The organism is Sphingobium sp. SJ10-10 (assembly GCF_036038995.2).
In the GTDB taxonomy this organism is placed as follows: domain Bacteria; phylum Pseudomonadota; class Alphaproteobacteria; order Sphingomonadales; family Sphingomonadaceae; genus Sphingobium.
In genome coordinates this window covers 81,453-95,647 of the sequence record NZ_CP158134.1, presented here as the reverse complement: position 1 = coordinate 95,647, position 14,195 = coordinate 81,453, and the positions used below count along the sequence as shown (strand labels likewise).

At 62.4% G+C, this 14,195-nt stretch carries 18 protein-coding genes and 1 pseudogene; 15 read left to right on the top strand and 4 right to left on the bottom strand.

Going from position 1 to position 14,195, the window contains the following annotated elements; translation table 11 throughout:
- The first annotated feature begins 103 nt into the window (after positions 1–103).
- From VVT58_RS20930 to VVT58_RS20895, 8 genes and pseudogenes are all read left to right on the top strand, one after another.
- A complete protein-coding gene (locus VVT58_RS20930) occupies positions 104–577 on the top strand; it encodes a DUF736 domain-containing protein (protein ID WP_062733593.1) in 474 nt (157 codons plus the stop codon).
- A gap of 101 nt (positions 578–678) precedes the next feature.
- Positions 679–891, top strand: a pseudogene (locus VVT58_RS20925) (DUF6915 family protein); the annotation flags it as partial.
- A gap of 32 nt (positions 892–923) precedes the next feature.
- Positions 924–1,232, top strand: coding sequence for a hypothetical protein (locus VVT58_RS20920; RefSeq protein WP_061939528.1), 309 nt, complete (start codon positions 924–926; stop codon positions 1,230–1,232).
- A 46-nt stretch (positions 1,233–1,278) separates the two neighbouring features.
- The gene (locus tag VVT58_RS20915) at positions 1,279–1,473 is read left to right on the top strand and encodes a hypothetical protein (RefSeq protein ID WP_061939526.1); all 195 of its coding nucleotides are present in this window, start codon (positions 1,279–1,281) and stop codon (positions 1,471–1,473) included.
- A gap of 153 nt (positions 1,474–1,626) precedes the next feature.
- Complete coding sequence (locus VVT58_RS20910; protein WP_061939523.1) at positions 1,627–1,893, top strand: antitoxin; 267 nt, start codon at positions 1,627–1,629, stop codon at positions 1,891–1,893.
- A complete protein-coding gene (locus VVT58_RS20905) occupies positions 1,890–2,303 on the top strand; it encodes a type II toxin-antitoxin system VapC family toxin (RefSeq protein WP_061939521.1) in 414 nt (137 codons plus the stop codon). The genes VVT58_RS20910 and VVT58_RS20905 overlap by 4 nt, the downstream gene beginning before the upstream one ends.
- A 552-nt stretch (positions 2,304–2,855) precedes the next feature.
- A complete protein-coding gene (locus tag VVT58_RS20900; protein ID WP_061939519.1) occupies positions 2,856–3,236 on the top strand; it encodes a single-stranded DNA-binding protein in 381 nt (126 codons plus the stop codon).
- Complete coding sequence (locus VVT58_RS20895; RefSeq protein ID WP_061939517.1) at positions 3,237–3,566, top strand: hypothetical protein; 330 nt, start codon at positions 3,237–3,239, stop codon at positions 3,564–3,566.
- Positions 3,567–3,570: 4 nt separating this feature from the next.
- On the opposite strand, the gene VVT58_RS20890 is transcribed toward VVT58_RS20895, so the two are convergent.
- From VVT58_RS20890 to VVT58_RS20880, 3 genes are all read right to left on the bottom strand, one after another.
- Positions 3,571–3,783: a hypothetical protein gene (locus tag VVT58_RS20890; protein ID WP_157078345.1), complete on the bottom strand. Its 213-nt coding sequence runs from the start codon at positions 3,781–3,783 to the stop codon at positions 3,571–3,573.
- A 127-nt stretch (positions 3,784–3,910) separates the two neighbouring features.
- Positions 3,911–4,447 (bottom strand): hypothetical protein, encoded by a 537-nt coding sequence (locus tag VVT58_RS20885; protein ID WP_061939513.1) that lies wholly within the window; start codon positions 4,445–4,447, stop codon positions 3,911–3,913.
- A gap of 254 nt (positions 4,448–4,701) precedes the next feature.
- Positions 4,702–6,567 carry a reverse transcriptase/maturase family protein gene (locus VVT58_RS20880; RefSeq protein WP_059153288.1) on the bottom strand — a complete coding sequence of 622 codons (1,866 nt, stop codon included), beginning with the start codon at positions 6,565–6,567 and terminating at the stop codon, positions 4,702–4,704.
- Positions 6,568–7,474: 907 nt separating this feature from the next.
- On the opposite strand from VVT58_RS20880, the gene VVT58_RS20875 reads away from it, so the two are divergent.
- From VVT58_RS20875 to VVT58_RS20845, 7 genes are all read left to right on the top strand, one after another.
- Positions 7,475–8,485, top strand: a complete 1,011-nt coding sequence (locus VVT58_RS20875; RefSeq protein WP_061939511.1) for a DUF2493 domain-containing protein — start codon at positions 7,475–7,477, stop codon at positions 8,483–8,485.
- A gap of 212 nt (positions 8,486–8,697) precedes the next feature.
- Entirely contained in the window at positions 8,698–9,276 is a 579-nt protein-coding gene (locus VVT58_RS20870; protein ID WP_061939509.1) for a hypothetical protein, read from the top strand.
- A 61-nt stretch (positions 9,277–9,337) separates the two neighbouring features.
- A complete protein-coding gene (locus VVT58_RS20865; protein WP_061939507.1) occupies positions 9,338–9,598 on the top strand; it encodes a CopG family ribbon-helix-helix protein in 261 nt (86 codons plus the stop codon).
- Complete coding sequence (locus VVT58_RS20860; protein WP_061939505.1) at positions 9,595–9,894, top strand: type II toxin-antitoxin system RelE/ParE family toxin; 300 nt, start codon at positions 9,595–9,597, stop codon at positions 9,892–9,894. The genes VVT58_RS20865 and VVT58_RS20860 overlap by 4 nt, the downstream gene beginning before the upstream one ends.
- A 579-nt stretch (positions 9,895–10,473) precedes the next feature.
- Positions 10,474–11,717 (top strand): IS3 family transposase gene (locus tag VVT58_RS20855; protein ID WP_156028974.1). Its coding sequence is split into 2 segments (ribosomal slippage): positions 10,474–10,812 and positions 10,815–11,717, totalling 1,242 coding nucleotides; the frame shifts between segments, so codons are not numbered across the junction.
- Between the two features lie 71 nt (positions 11,718–11,788).
- Positions 11,789–12,427 (top strand): hypothetical protein, encoded by a 639-nt coding sequence (locus VVT58_RS20850; RefSeq protein ID WP_061939541.1) that lies wholly within the window; start codon positions 11,789–11,791, stop codon positions 12,425–12,427.
- 365 nt (positions 12,428–12,792) lie between these two features.
- Positions 12,793–13,014: a hypothetical protein gene (locus tag VVT58_RS20845; RefSeq protein WP_061939503.1), complete on the top strand. Its 222-nt coding sequence runs from the start codon at positions 12,793–12,795 to the stop codon at positions 13,012–13,014.
- A gap of 112 nt (positions 13,015–13,126) precedes the next feature.
- Here VVT58_RS20845 and VVT58_RS20840 read toward each other — a convergent pair whose 3' ends face one another.
- Positions 13,127–13,363 carry a hypothetical protein gene (locus VVT58_RS20840; RefSeq protein WP_327754317.1) on the bottom strand — a complete coding sequence of 79 codons (237 nt, stop codon included), beginning with the start codon at positions 13,361–13,363 and terminating at the stop codon, positions 13,127–13,129.
- Positions 13,364–14,195 lie beyond the last annotated feature (832 nt).

Below are 14,195 nucleotides of genomic sequence, written 5' to 3'. Positions count from 1 at the left end.
GGGGCGCTAACGCGCCTGCTCGGCCGAACGGCCGAGGAGAGGAGGGGGAGGGAGGAAGGTGTCTCGGACACGGGAGTTCGAGCCATCATCCAGGAGAATCCCCATGAACATCGGTTCCATCAAGCAGAATGACGCCGGCATCCACGTCGGCAAGATCGCGACGCTCACGATCGCCATGACCATTGCACTGCGTGAGCTCCACTCCTCCAATCCCAAGGCGCCCAAGTACGAAGTGCTGGCGCTTTCCGCCTCACGGGCATGGGTGCAGGTCGGCGCGCTCTTCGAACTCTTCTCGAACGGCACCGGCGAGGCCTTCCTCAACGGCAAGATCGAGGATCCGAGCCTGGCCGCGCCGCTCTACATCTCAGCGTTCCGCCAAGACGACGGCAGCTACAACATCGTCTGGTCCCGCCCGACCCGCCGCCGCGATCTCGCGGCCGAAATGGCGGCCAAGGCGGACGACAGCCTGCCGCCACTGCCCGGTGAAGGCGCCGAAGCCAGCGTGGGCGAGGCGGCGCGCGAACGCACCGAGGCCGGCCTCGGCCAGTCGTCGAGCGAACACGCTTTCGCGGGCTGATCCTTCGCACCCTCAATAGGGCCCTCGCTCCGCATAGGGGCGGGGGCCTTTTCTCGTTTCCGCGCGGCCCCCGGCCGACGAGGGGAGGGCATATAAAGGCCGAGACGGTATTCGGGGTCACCATCACGAACAGTGACCAGCCCGAGGTGCCGGTGCGCCTTATCGGCGAACAACATGTGGTTGAAGATCTGGGCCGCATTCCCTCGTTCGCCGATTGGGTCCGGCTCATACAGCCGCTGCCCTGGATCCTTCGCGGCAATCCCGCCCGCTCGCCCGGCCTCGATTCTTCCTTGCAAAGGACGGCTAAGGCATGATCCTCCTGGCAATATGATGGAGTGTAAGGTCGATGGAAGAAGGTCCCTTTGGCAAACGAGCCGCGACCGCGGCCCTTGATCGGTTGATCGAGATTGCCCGGTGTGACACCGGGCAGTCCCGCCGGGTCGCCAATTTCCTCCTGGCCTGGTGGAACGGCGATGATTGTGGACATTTTCCCATCGCCGACCTTTTTGGTGTCGATGCCACGATCGCGACCCATATGACGACGATCATCGGCTTTCTCGGCCAACACGAAGGCGCGATCTATCCAGATGCCTTCGGGCGAAAAACCGACATGGTCGAGCTCGTCCAGCGCTGGCGGCAATTTGACGGCGATTAGCACGCCTGGCTCCCGGTAGAGCAGCATTTCTGCTATTACGCGACTCATGGCCGAGCTTGATCCCCACACATTGCGGGTGGCTGCATCGCTCATCCGCTTACGCATCGCCAACCTCCATCGCGACCCGCGTATGGACGGGCTGCAGCGCCTCGGCGCCCATCGCACCTTGACCCAGCTCGCCATCGATATCGAGGCATCAGCCGACCATGTCGGCCGGACCCGGCGCCGCAAGACGATCTAACGCCCCCCGCGCTTGGCGCGCGGACCGATTGTCTTCCCTACCTCGCCCAGGTTGGACTCAGAATGTCGGCGCCCCGACTGCGCCGATGGTCAGCGTCGGCCTTGAACGGCTTATCATTTATGTATATGTTGATGTATATGCAAAGGAGGCTTCATGGATCCCCGACGTTCCGATCCCACGCCCGCACGTGAGGCAAAGCTGTTTCGCAACAACAAGAGCCAGGCTGTGCGTATTCCTGCGGATTTCGAACTCCCCGGGACAAGTGTCATGATTTATCGCGACGGCGCCCGCCTTATCATCGAGCCGATCCGCCGGAAGAATATCCTGGAGGTTCTCGCCAGTCTCGAACCGCTGGGACCTGACGATCAATTCCCCGATATCGACGACACGCTGTTGCCGGCCAAGGCGATCGACCTGTGAGCAGCCTCTATATGCTCGACACCAATATCATCTCCGAACTGGCTCGCAATCCTCACGGCGGTGTCGCAAAGCGCATTGCCGAGGTTGGGCCGGATGCCATTTGCGTCAGCATCGTTACCGCGGCGGAACTGCGCTACGGTTGCGCCAAAAAGGGGTCGCCGAGGCTGCTCGCGCAAATCGACGCCATTCTCGACAGCGTCCAAATTCTCGCCCTCGATGTGCCGGCCGATACAGAATATGGCGGAATTCGCGCTGAGCTCGAAGCTGCCGGGAAGCCCATTGGACCCAACGATCTCTTCATCGCCGCGCACGCCTATGCTTTGGACGCAACGCTCGTGACAGCCAACATGGGCGAGTTCTCGCGCGTACGCGCGCTCAAAGTGGAGAACTGGATCACAGACCCACATTGATCGCAGCGAGCCGATGCGTCGCCGTGCTGGGCGTCTACAGCCTGTGATCTGCACTGCTCATTTTGGACCACCGAGGCCGCGAGGGCTTTCGCGGCCGACGGTCACGCCGCGTGCGCCTTCCGCGCGCCTTGCTGCAATACCGGAGACCGCCCGCCTTGGTAGAACATCGCGGCACCCGGCCAGCCTGTTCCCGCCTTGCCACGCGCGCCTTGCGCGGGTTGTGCAACGAAGAGGCAGCGACTAACCGCATCGGCGCCTGGTCGCGGCCGTCCAAAATCCGGCCGTCTTCCTCATACCTCTCGTTCCCGTCAGTCCTGTCCCGATGGGCCATCCGGCCACCCGCTTGAAGGGATGAACACTACGCCCGTGCGGGGCCGGCGCAACCCGCGATCTTCCGGCCGTGTTGAGGCCTGACGGCCTCTGCCCGCACCACCCGGAAGATCGCAGGTTCCCCTGCGCTGACGCTTCGGTGCGCCAGCCCCTCATGCCCGGGCTTCGTCGTCTTTTCATCCCAGCGGGATCGGCCCGCTGGCGCAAAGGAAGGACAGCATCATGAACAAGGTTTTTCTCTCAGGCCGGATCACCTCGGACATCAGCCGCTTCGGCACCGACAGCAAGGGCGGCGTAAGCTTCTCCCTCGTCACCAGCAAGCCCGTCATCAAGGACGGCCAGGTCCAAAAAGGCGACAACGGCTACACCGAAACCTACGACGAATTCCACACCGTCAAAGCGTTCAACGGCCTAGGCAAGTCGGTCGCCAACCACAAGAAGAAGGGCGACAAGCTCATGGTCGTCGGCGAAATCCGCTACAGCCGCAACGAGCGGGACGGCCGTACCTTCTACAACACCGACATCGTCGCTGAGGAAATCGAGTTCTTCTGGCCCCGGACGGGCGGCCCTCGGGCCGCCCCCTCATCTTCACGGAGACGATAGATGTTTCAGCTTGCCAGCTTTGAAGAGATCGCCGGGGTCGCCCACCGGATCGAAATCCTCAACCCCCATCTGGTCGCCCGCATCCGCCGGGCTGCCGACCAGCTCAACCGTCATGAAATCGCCGCGCATCTCGCCGGCGCGATCACCGAGGCTGCGGACGCCGCCCATATCCGGTCGTTCGAGGAAGCCCAGTTCGGCGAAGCCAGCGCCGATGCGATCGTTGATTGTGAATATCATGACGAGCTCGCCGCCGCCTGGTCGCTGGTGGCCGCCGAACATCAGCTCGTCTGCCCCGATCTCCTCCTCTCCTACGACGGGTCGGTCCACTGACCCGTCACACGCCTCCCGGCGAGTCCACCCCTGGGCTCGCCGTTCCTGCATTGCCCGTGTTGAGGATCATGCCATGATCATCCTGTCCGCCCACGTCGAAGGTCCGGTCGTTATCGAAAACGTCTGTGACGAAGCCGCCAAGCTGTGCAATCGCCTCGGCATTGGCCTTGACCTCACCATAGGCGAACACAAACTGAGCGTTCGCGCCGGCAATCATCCTTACAATCTCAAGCGCGCCTATGAACGGGCGGAACGCGCCGCGGCCGCGCGGGAAGCATAGCAGCGTTTAGCCACGCGCCTGACCCCGCCAGCGACAGCATCGGGACGCGAAGCCATCGACTGGATCAGGCCGATGTGACGACAGGCGCCGCCCCGCGGGCCGGGACCGTTGACGGTCCCGGCCTCGCCGGTGGAGCGGCCGTTGCCGGCGCAGCGTTCGCCTTGTCGAGCGCGCCTGCGACCTTGATGGCGACCTCGTCGAGCGTCGCCATCAGGCGATTGAGCTGGGACAAGTCGCCGCTCAGTTCGGGGCCATAGCGGATCGAGAGATATTCTCGGCCTTCGCTTAGTTTGCCGAGATGGTCGAGCGTGCGTTGGCGCAGCCGCAGGGCGGATACCGCGGGGTTCGCTGTGCGCTTGCGCAGGTCATGCTGGTAGCCTCTGATCTCGGCTGGCTTCACGCCGCGCGCCAGCAGCAACGCGTTGAGGTAAAGCTCGATTGCCTGGATTGCCGTCATCCGCGCGGGCGCCCAGCTCGAAGGATTGCCGCGCTTGCCTCGGCCCATCAGATCATGTGCCACGCCGCGATACTCGTCGGCGAGCTGCCTGATATCGTTCGGTGTCGCGACTTCGCCTGGATAGGCTTTCGATTCCCCCTGCATCACCTCAGTCTATGATCGACGCTGAAAAGTTCCAACGATGTTCCGACGCAGAAATAGCCGTCTGCGCGTTCGGCGCATCCCGCCCCGCGCAGCGCGCCGGACGGGACCGGGGCTCTATTCGCTAAGCCGCCGCCGGCCTGTGGCCGACCCCGGCTAACCTCACGGAGCCGCGCGAGCGCGTCTCCGTAGGGTAGACGCGAGACGCCTCTTTCGAGGACGCCCCAGCGCCTCCCCCCGAACCGTGCTTGCACCTTTCAATGCACACGGCTCTCCATTCCGCTGGGCATCCGGCCGCCATGATGGGCAACGTGACACTTTCGGCACAGGACGATTGTCCTGCGCCGTCGTGCCGATTGCACCCAAGGCGTCAGTTGGTCGCGCCGCTTGTCCTTCAAGCGATTGGGATGATGCATCTCGAACGGACCATCGGTATCGCCACATGCCTCGCATTGCTCGGCACTAAGACGCGTGACCAGATCGTTCGGACTCTGCGCAAGGCGAGAGCCTACCGTGATGGTGTCGACGATGGGGTTATCCCACGTCTTCACGATCAGATGCTTCAGTTTCCACACCTTATGAACGCGCGGCTCGCCCCGGACCACGGTCGTAATCCCGTGGTCCGACCCCATCTTCAGATATTCCTCGGCCTGCCGCCTCGTCGAGCGTCGCCGGCATGCCACAGTCGCGAAGAGGCTCCTGAGCATGACCAGTTCCAACTTGTCGAGTGACGCTTTCACGCCATCGGCGATCGCGTAGTAGTTCGCGAAGCCTCGGAACTCCGAGTTGTAGGCTACGATGATCTCCGGCACACTGGATTCCATGAGCTGCGGGCGCACCCGACCATTCCTCATGTCGAGGTTGCCGAGCTTTTTGCGCCTGCAGAACGCATAGACCCGATCCCGTGGCACCCACAGCTTGATATTCCCTCGCGTCGGCCGACGAAGAACGCTACGCGTTCCACCGCCGGTCTTTTGCCGCCCCGCCATTGTTCCGGCGGAGCGCAACGTGAAGGCGCATACATGGAAGCCAAGGAACGGCGATCCCTTCGATGCATCGCGAACCCCGGTTTTCTCCGGTGACACCGCCAGATTGAGCCGATCAGCGAGAAAGCGCTGTATATCGGCCATGATCCGGACAGCGTCCGCCTTGCTGCCGATCACGCCAACGAGGAAGTCGTCAGCATAGCGACAATACCGCAGGCGGCGGAAGTTGGGGTCCATGTCATCGACGGAAGAGAGTTTCCGCCGATCCTGTTTGACAGCTTCGATTAGCGCCAATCGGACGCGAACCTCGCCATCGCCCGCACCATCGGCACGGACTGCATCGATCTCCTTGCGGAGAGCGGCGATTTGCTGAGAGCAGGCAACATACGCGGGGTTCGCCCGCCGTCTGTCGCCTTTGTCGAAGCCCCGCCGCATCGACTCCATGAACTCGTCAAGTTCATGGAGATAGATATTGGCGAGCAGGGGCGAGATAACCCCGCCCTGTGGGGTGCCGCTATAAGTCCGTTCGAACTTCCAGTCGTCCATGCACCCGGCTTTAAGCATTGTCCCGATCAGATCGATGAACACTGGATCATCGATCCGCCGGGCCAAGAGGCCGAGCAGGATGTCATGGTCGATGTTGTCGAAGAACCCGCGGACATCCACCTCGATCAGCCATTTTACGCCCGTCCAGGTTTTACGGATCTCTTCGAGAGCCGTGTGACAGGAGTGACCCGCGCGGAACCCATGGCTGTGTTTCGAGAACACAGGTTCATAGATCGCCGCGAGGACCATCCTCGCCGCCTCCTGAACGATGCGATCATCCGCCGTTGGGATACCCAATGGGCGCATCTTACCATTGCCCTTGGGGATATAGACCCGTCGCACTGGACGAGGGCGGTAACGGCCTTCCGCCACGCTTTGAACCAGACGGTCGAGCCTCGCCAGCGTCATGCCGTCGAAGGTCTGTCCGTCCACTCCCGGCGTCATCGCACCCCGATTCCGGGATACTCTGTCATAGGCCCGCTCATATAAGCAGCGGGACCGCATGAGGCGGTTGAGACCATTGATCCGCTTGCCCGCCCGCGACAGGGCCGGAAGCTTCTCGATCCGTCTCAGGATAGTAGCGGTCTGCATCAGCAGTCCCTTTCCATTGATCCATCGAGTTACAGAACTGCCGTCCTTCGCCCGGACGCAGCGGATTTCGACAAGGATCGCTCCCGCTTATACCGCTACCCCGTCCGCCTCGCGGCGGCTGTCCCGGCCATTACACCGGGCGTTTGACTACTATGACGGCTCCGTCGCCATGCAGGTCCGGCGAGCCGTCCTGTTTAGGCGATCCCGCAGTTGCGCGAGTGAGGAGTCGCGATGCGGTTAGGTGCCCCGTTCGTTTCCTTAGTCCCCTGACAGGGGCCACGCCGAACGGATTGGCAGCGATTCACTGGGACGTGCTCCTCGCTCCGCTCGAGACGATGTGTCAGCCGCGTTCACCGTCACCTACCTAGTGGTCGTTGGAAACTGGGATTCAGACAATCCAGTCTTCACCATGCGCATCTTGCCTGCTGGTCAGCTGTCAGGCTGCGGCGCCCAACTTCGATCCCTACCCCGACATGCTATGGTCCCGTCCCCCTTTCGGGGTCTCAGCCGATTCATCACCGGCCCCGGTAAGTCGGTCAGGCATGAGCTATGCCAATAAGCTCAGTTCATTCGAACACTCCTTTCTTCTTCGCGCCACAACGGCGCACGCCCATCCGGGTCACGATCCCCTTGCGGGATGGTGACGCAGGGTGAGGTTATACACCCCTATTCCTCTCTTGTGTCTGCCTAGTGTGGCATGCGGGGTTGGCGGTCCGTCAAGCATGAGCGGTCCCCCCAATTTTCAGCCCGATGCCGCTGGCGCGGCTCCGTCAGAAAATCGGCTCCCCCGCTCCCCGCGTGGCGGCGGCGACGGCAAGCCGGTCGCCGTGCCTGACCTCCCTGACCACCGCATGCCCTGAGGCAAGCCTCATCGAACGGATGAGACATCCAATCCTTGGAGGCTCAAATGACCAACAGTTTCTCGAACTTCGCCGATCTCGCCAGCCACATCGCCACCGAAACGGGTACGGACGAACGCAGTTCGCTCTACGCCGACGCCTTTCTCGAGCATGACGAGCGCGCGAAGCTCTCGCCGGTCGACGAGAGCGAGCAGCTCGAAATGCCAGATCCTGACCAAGCCCGCGCGGCAGTCGAGATGGTGATGGCGACGTTGTTCGACGTGTTCCGCGATACCCGTCTCGAACCCTTCGCGGGCGACCTCGCCTGGGGCTTCGTCAACAGCTTCCATGTCGTGGCGAAGCGCATCAACGACCGCGAAGACGATGCCGCCAAGGAACTCGGCGACCTCGCGCGCAGCTTCGATCCCAGCGAAATCTACGCTTCCCAGATCGAAGAAGCGCAGATGCTCTGCCAGACCCTTCAAGGGTGCCGCGACGCCATGGAATGCATGCGCGACCATGCGGCAGAGGTCTACCGTGTGGAGACCGGACGCCCCTACGCGCCGACGCGTGGCAGCCGGGTTTCGAAGGGCGTCACCGCATCGATGATCGAAGCCCGCGACTTCCTTGCAGCGCGTGGCCGGGAACGCCGCGAGCAGTTCAGTCCCGAAGGCCCCATCGTCGCCTTCTCGGGCGGCCAGCAGTGGGAAGATCATGACCTGCTCTGGAAGGGTCTGGACTCTATCAAAGCCCGAATTCCGGAGATGGTGCTCGCAACAACCGCGCAGGCGAAAGGCTGCGACGCCATCGCTCAGGCATGGGCGGCAGCGCGAGGCGTGAAGGTCATCATGTTCCGACTGGATCGAAGGTTGGGCGCCAAGGCCGCGTTCGTGCGCAACGATCGCCTGTTGGCCCTCAAGCCGGTTGAAGCCGTGGTCTGCGAAGGCAGCGGCATCCAGATGAACCTCGCACAGAAGCTGCGGCAGGCAGGTGTCCCTTTGCATGTCGTGAAGCTCGCCCATCAGACCGTCCGCCCGACGCCGCAGCGCATGGCCGCTCGGGTTCGCCAGGGGCGCTGACGCCTCGGTTCCGAGAGGCTCCGGCCAAGGCCGGGGCCTCTTGTCCCTCTCCTTGCTTGATCATGCGGCGCTCAGGGGCATCGAACCCCTTCGACGCCGCTTCGAGGCGGCACCCCGTCCGACGGTTTTGCTTCTGGTGGGCACCATGAACGGCTTTCCCAGAGCAAAGAGAAAAGGGGGCGCGGCAAAGCGGACCAACAAGGGAGGACAAGATGTCCATCAGATTCCGCATCGCTACCAATTCCGATGACGGCGCCTTTCGGCACGCCACGATCTCCGCGCGGCAGCTCGCGGCCTTTCGACAGTTGCTTCGAGAGCAAGGCGATCGTCTCGGAACCGTGCTGCTCGACCCGGAAAACGGGCAGCATAATTTCCTCTCCTACCAGTTCGATGCGTGCATCTGCCCCATCGCGCTCGCCACCATCTGCACTCTGTTCGACCATGATCCCGATGTGGTCGCGGTGATGGAAGAGGCCCAATTTCGGCAGCGCCGCGTGACCATCTATCCCGGCCTCCATTCGCGCGACATTCGGGTGCGCGTGTCCCTGACCTCCGACGCCGGGCTGGAACTCGATCTGGCTTCCACCGATGCCCACGCGCTGCTCGCAAGCCTTGGCCTTTCGCCCGATGATGTTGGTGAAATTGGCATCGAACCGATCAGGGAGCGGCTCGCCCATCCGGCGGTGCGTCGGCGCTGCCTGGAGACGGGTGTCGCCGCCAATGCCGAACGCCTGACGCACCTCCTTGTCCTTGCCGACATGGATGAAACGGCGCGCCTGGAATGGGCATAATCGCCCAAGAGATGACAAAGTGATGCGTTTGTGCTAGCTTGTGTACAACGGAGAAAACCGCATGACTGCAACCACGACGATGACGATCCGCGTAAGCGAAGAAACCCGCGCAAAACTTGACCGTCTTGCCAGTGGAATGCGACGGAGCCGGTCCTTTCTGGCGGCAGAAGCCCTGACCGCTTATGTCGAACGCGAACTCCAGATCATCGAGGGCATTCAGCGCGGCCTGGCTGACGTCGAAAACGGGCGAACCATTCCGCACGACGAAGCCATGGACCAGCTCGATGCCATGATCGAGGGTATGCGGTCGCCTAAGCAGTGAGGCGTGTCCAATGGTCGCTTGCCGCGCTGGAAGACTTTCGGCGGCAGATCGCCCATATTGCCGCCGATGATCCCGACGCTGCCGCCAAGGTCGCGCGGCGTATCCGTGAAACAGGCGCTGCGCTCGGTGATTTCGCAACCGGTCATCCAGGCCGCGTTGCCGGCACCTACGAGAAAAGCGTGACCGGCTATCGATATATTATCGCCTATGCCCTGACCAATGATCAGACCGTGGTCTCAATCCTTCATGTCATTCACGCCTCGCGCGACTGGCAGGACGAACGCTGGCCAGAATAGGGCGACCGAGCATAGTCGAGCAGCCGCGCATGTTGGCTATGAATCCCCGCTCGAGCGCGAACGCAGATCACCATGTCGATCTGTGATTTGTCACCGCTATCGCTATAGCTACGGAAGGCACTAGCGGGGGCGCAGATACCGGGTTGTGGCTAATGCGACCGTCATCGTCAGACCGGCTCGCGCGCATGTTGCACGGTCCCTGCGAACCCCGCGCCGAACCGCCTTGCCGGCGCTTCCACAGCTAAAGAGGATCTCTCACAGACTTCCATTATGCGGTGCTTTGCTGTTAACCCCGAACCCCGCAGGGTGTTCGGGGGCAAAGCAGCAGGCTCTCACATCTCGGCATCAGACGAGACTTCATCGCCAAAGCATGACGCTGGGTGTCGATCGGCCGTCAAGGATCAGCGGTCCCCCCAATTTTGCCGCCGCCTCGCTGCGCTCTGCAGCAACAAAATCGGCTCCCCCGCTGCCCGCTTCGCGGCGACTTCGTCGTCCCTGACCGCCTCAACACCGCGTCCCAGATGAAGCAGCCCCCAAAATGACCGGACAGTTCCTCACACTTATGTAAGAGTGAGGCATATGACCGACAGTAATCCCAGTAGCTATGTGCATGCGGAGGTTCTCGGAGGGGTTCAGCGCCGTAGGCGCTGGACCCCGGAAGAGAAGCTCCGCATGGTCGAAGAGACCTTCCTGCCCGGCAACAGCGTGTCGCGTGTGGCGCGCATGCACGGGGTAGCGCCCAACCAACTGTTTGGCTGGCGCCGGCAGGCGGCGAGCGGCGCCCTGACCGCCACCCGCGCAGGCGGCGAGGTGGTTCCGGCCAGCGAGTATCGCGCGCTGGAGAACCAGGTGCGCGAGCTGCAGCGCATGCTCGGCAAGAAGACCATGGAGAACGAGATCCTGCGCGAGGCGATCTCGCGCGTGGCAGGTCCCAAAAAAACGGCATTGCGCACAATCTCGTTGCCGGAGGGCGACCTGTGAGCGCGGTGGCGAACGCGCTCGGCGTCTCGCGGCAGCATCTCTCGTCGGCCAGACGCAAGGCCCCTGCGCGCCGCCGCGGCCGACCTCCGCTGCCCGAGGAAGAGCTCGTCGCGCGTATCCAGGCTCTGATCGCGGAACTGCCGACCTATGGCTACCGCCGGATCCATGCGCTCCTGCGGCGGCAGGCACGCAATGGCGGACCTTCTGCGCCGAATGCCAAGCGGGTCTACCGGGTGATGAAGGTGCATGGCCTGCTGCTCCAGCGCCATAGCGGCAAGGCAGACGATCGTCGTCACGACGGGCGCGTCGCGGTTGATACCCGCAACACCCGCTGGTGCTCCGACGGCTTCGAGATCGGCTGCGACAACGGCGAGAAGGTGCGCGTCGCCTTCTCCCTGGATTGCTGCGATCGCGAGGCAATGGGCTTCGTGGCCACCACCGCAGGCATATCCGCCGAGGACGTGCGCGATCTGATGACCGCCACCGTCGAGCACCGCTTCGGCCGCGTGAACCGCTTGCCTTCCACCATCGAATGGCTGACAGATAACGGCAGCTGCTACACCGCCAAGGAGACTCGCCGCTTCGCACGCGAGATCAACCTCAGACCCCGGACAACACCCATCGAAAGCCCGCAATCCAACGGCATGGCAGAGGCGTTCGTGCGGACCATGAAGCGAGACTACGTCCGCGTCGCCGAAAAGCCCAACGCCAAGGCCGTGATCAGCCAGCTACCAAGCTGGTTCCACCACTACAACAACGTCCACCCGCATCGCGCCCTTGGCTATCTCGCCCCGCGCGAATACATCACACGTTCAACCAGTGAGGAACTGTCCGGGAATTAAGGGGCAACGACACCAGATGCCTTCATCCTCATCCGATGGAGATGGGGAGCACCTACGTAATGGAGGCTCACATGACCAATACAAAATCCCAAAGCGTTCGCATCGTCGCTTCACACGAACCGGGCTACTGGCCGGCGCAAGCTACCGGCTTCCGCCTTATTCGTCTCCTCGAAAAATATCTCGCCCTATCCCAGACCTGTGCACGCTCAATCGGCGTCGCCAGAACTTGCATCGAACGGGATTTCTTCAGGGCCGAATATGACCGGCTCTACCGCTTAAGCGGCCGTATCGCACACCAGGTCGCCCGCTCGAACGGCTATACAATCTTACGAGCGCTCGCCGTCGACAGCCCGGCATACCGCGTGGTCATACAACGCCAACACATCCTACTGTCCACGGATTCGCGCTTCGAGGACACACCGCAATTTATCGCTTTGGAGAAGTTCCGAGCGGACGCCGAGCGCCTCGCCGAGGCGGAGATGCGGGCCACCGCAGGCGCTACCTTTGAACTCTACGCCCGCCAGTTCAGTGAGCAATGTGCGCGCTACATCGACCGGCTTGATCCGAACCTCCAGCGCTATGCCGTCGTGATTGCGAATGACCACGGTTACGTCGAGGACGAAGAAGAGCGTTACGCCGACTTTGGTGCCGATCTATGCTCCCTCACCGGCATCGACGAACAATATTGCCACTGCGGACGTCACCCCTGACGGCAGCGGGGACCGGGCTTCGCGCTCGGTCCAATTCCTTCTTCAACGCGGACCTATTTCCTGCTCGCTCGCGTGTCGCACGGTCCCTTTGGACCGCGCGGCGCTACGCCTTGCCGGAGCTTCCACAGGAAAGGAAAATCTCTCACAGACTTCCTATTATGTCGTGCGGGCCGGCGCCGCGTGCAAGGATGAGCGGTGCCCCCAATTTTGCCGCGGCCTACGCTCCGCTTCGCTGCGCTCCACCCCCGACAAAATCGGCACCCCCACTCCCCGCTGCGCGGCGCGGGGCTGTGCCCCGCGTCCTTGACCCGACCCCGACCCGCACGACGCCCATGCCCTGTCATTCAAGACGACAGGAGGACGCCATGCAGATCACATCGACCTATGCGCTTGCCGATCACGCCGCCTTCACCGCCGCTGTTGCCAATGCGCAGCGCCGCGCGCTCCACAGCTTCTTCGACCAGCACGTTATAGAGGAAGAAGGCGCCTACATCACCATCGACGAAGGGGATTATGACGCCCTGCCGATGACGATCATCGACCGGGTGGTCCATACAGTGCCCAGCGCCATGACAGACGAATATTGAAGACAGGGGAGGGCCTCATGGCTCTCCCCCCAATTTTATGTTTCGAGATGTGGACAGACCGGGCATCGAGCCCGGCCTGTCCATGTGCTGCCTGCGACCGCGCCGATCGGTTTCACGCTGCCAGGCGCTTTTGAACCTCATCGATGCCCAGCGTCTTGATCCGGCTGAGAATGGTCGTCAGCTTCTTTGGCTCAGCCTTTAGCAATCCCGATTTTTCAACGGCGGCGATCGCCATCTGCCGCTCTTTTTCCTCCAGCGCTTTCAACCGCTCCTGGAGCCTTGTTTGCTCGGCTTCAATCGCCGCGCGTTCCTGTTCCACAGTCTTTGCCATGGGGTATTCCTTGTCCATGAGATAGGGCTCCGGACAAGCCTCTCTATATCCAACCTGAACGAGCAAAGGAAGCCATGCCGGCCTTGGTTGCGTGGCCCGGGATGAGCGGTCATCGGGGGGCATCTTTCTGGGTGAGGTCATGCCGGAGATGAGGGCATCGAACCCTCATCTCCGGGCCGCTGCCAGGGGCAGCGGCGGAGGGGCTGGATGATGATGAACAGGACCGTGGATGGGCATCGGCCCTTGGCGCTCTGCGACAAGTTTGGCGGCTCGGCGGATCGTTCCTCACCGCCGACCGGGGCTCTATTCGCCGGGCCGCAGACACCCCTTGGCAGGGCTGTCGCCTCCCCGAGCTCACGGCGCCGGGGCGATGCCCCGTCGCCGCCCGTTCGGGTCACGATCCCCTGCCGGCTCGACGCGGCCAGGGCCGCGTGGGATTTTCCGAACATTGGTCCTGCTCCGCCCACTTGCAGGCCAGTTTCAGGCCCGCCCCCAGGGCTCGAAGATCGCCTTCTCCACGCCGCATTTCTGGCCGCCCGATGGGCGGTCCAGTCCCCCGCCGGAACGGCTGACCCTCCCATGACATCACCGATCAAAGCGTCCCAAGGCACCAGATTCAAGCCCAAGGATTTAAGCACACCGAACGCACCGGCTGGTGCAAGAAGTCATTGAAAATAAACTATAAATCTCAAAATAATGGGTCGGACAGTGTCTGACAGTTTTGAAAGCCGTAGAAAACCACGCATTTCAGTGGTTTGAGCGTCAGACATTTGCGGACGGCATTTTCTGCAAATTGCTCAATGACTTGCCTCAGGCAAGCAAATCCGCTATGCCTTGCCCTGCCTTTTTA

Bases quoted from the DNA above. Each gene is read 5' to 3' on its own strand.
- VVT58_RS20930 (WP_062733593.1), top strand. From the start codon at position 104: ATGAACATCGGTTCCATCAAGCAGAATGACGCCGGCATCCACGTCGGC.
- VVT58_RS20920 (WP_061939528.1), top strand. From the start codon at position 924: ATGGAAGAAGGTCCCTTTGGCAAACGAGCCGCGACCGCGGCCCTTGAT.
- VVT58_RS20915 (WP_061939526.1), top strand. From the start codon at position 1,279: ATGGCCGAGCTTGATCCCCACACATTGCGGGTGGCTGCATCGCTCATC.
- VVT58_RS20910 (WP_061939523.1), top strand. From the start codon at position 1,627: ATGGATCCCCGACGTTCCGATCCCACGCCCGCACGTGAGGCAAAGCTG.
- VVT58_RS20900 (WP_061939519.1), top strand. From the start codon at position 2,856: ATGAACAAGGTTTTTCTCTCAGGCCGGATCACCTCGGACATCAGCCGC.
- VVT58_RS20895 (WP_061939517.1), top strand. From the start codon at position 3,237: ATGTTTCAGCTTGCCAGCTTTGAAGAGATCGCCGGGGTCGCCCACCGG.
- VVT58_RS20890 (WP_157078345.1), bottom strand. From the start codon at position 3,783: ATGATTGCCGGCGCGAACGCTCAGTTTGTGTTCGCCTATGGTGAGGTC.
- VVT58_RS20885 (WP_061939513.1), bottom strand. From the start codon at position 4,447: ATGCAGGGGGAATCGAAAGCCTATCCAGGCGAAGTCGCGACACCGAAC.
- VVT58_RS20880 (WP_059153288.1), bottom strand. From the start codon at position 6,567: ATGCAGACCGCTACTATCCTGAGACGGATCGAGAAGCTTCCGGCCCTG.
- VVT58_RS20875 (WP_061939511.1), top strand. From the start codon at position 7,475: ATGACCAACAGTTTCTCGAACTTCGCCGATCTCGCCAGCCACATCGCC.
- VVT58_RS20870 (WP_061939509.1), top strand. From the start codon at position 8,698: ATGTCCATCAGATTCCGCATCGCTACCAATTCCGATGACGGCGCCTTT.
- VVT58_RS20865 (WP_061939507.1), top strand. From the start codon at position 9,338: ATGACTGCAACCACGACGATGACGATCCGCGTAAGCGAAGAAACCCGC.
- VVT58_RS20850 (WP_061939541.1), top strand. From the start codon at position 11,789: ATGACCAATACAAAATCCCAAAGCGTTCGCATCGTCGCTTCACACGAA.
- VVT58_RS20845 (WP_061939503.1), top strand. From the start codon at position 12,793: ATGCAGATCACATCGACCTATGCGCTTGCCGATCACGCCGCCTTCACC.
- VVT58_RS20840 (WP_327754317.1), bottom strand. From the start codon at position 13,363: ATGGACAAGGAATACCCCATGGCAAAGACTGTGGAACAGGAACGCGCG.